Annotated in this window: 1 protein-coding gene; it reads right to left on the reverse strand. The window is 70.2% G+C overall.

Features of this window, described 5'->3' with window-relative positions; translation table 11 throughout:
* Nucleotides 1–85 precede the first annotated feature (85 nt).
* Nucleotides 86–451, reverse strand: coding sequence for a chorismate mutase (locus AC5RUJ_RS18065; protein ID WP_494012522.1), 366 nt, complete (start codon nt 449–451; stop codon nt 86–88).
* Between the last annotated feature and the right edge of the window lie 116 nt (nt 452–567).

The following is a 567-nucleotide window of genomic DNA, read 5'->3' on the forward strand; positions in this document are numbered from 1 at the left end:
GCCCAGCCCGGTGGCGCTCACGTGGGCGGGCCGCCCGGGCCCGGCAGGCACGTCGGCGGCAGGCCCGTGGGAACCGGCGGCCATGTCAGTTGCCGCCGTTGTGCTCGTCGGAGATGGCCTGGTGGTGCCTGATGACCTCCGAAATGATGAAGTTCAGGAACTTCTCGGCAAAGGCCGGATCCAAATGCGCTTCTTCGGCCAGCCGCCGCAACCGGTTGATCTGGGCGGTCTCGCGGTCGGGGTCGGCCGGCGGCAGTTTGTGCGCGGCCTTCAGGTACCCCACCCGCTGGGTGGCCTTGAACCGCTCGGCGAGCAGATAGACCAGCGTCGCGTCGATGTTGTCGATGCTTCCCCGCACCGCCAACAGCTCCGCCATCACCTCGGGCGCCACCTGATCGGAGAGGGAGCTGGCGGTCGGGTCGTAATCATCGGCAAGGCGGGGGTCGGTCATGCCACCAGTTTATGGTTCGGCCCGCGCGGGAGGTGCACCGGTTACCGCTCTGTGAAGCACCGCCCGTGACGCGGCCCGCGCCCCCGGCCCGCGTCACGGGCCCGCGTCACGGGCCG

The sequence above is a fragment of the Arthrobacter sp. Y3223164 genome, assembly GCF_059091005.1.

Coding starts and splice junctions, on each gene's coding strand:
- AC5RUJ_RS18065 (WP_494012522.1), bottom strand. CDS start 451: ATGACCGACCCCCGCCTTGCCGATGATTACGACCCGACCGCCAGCTCC.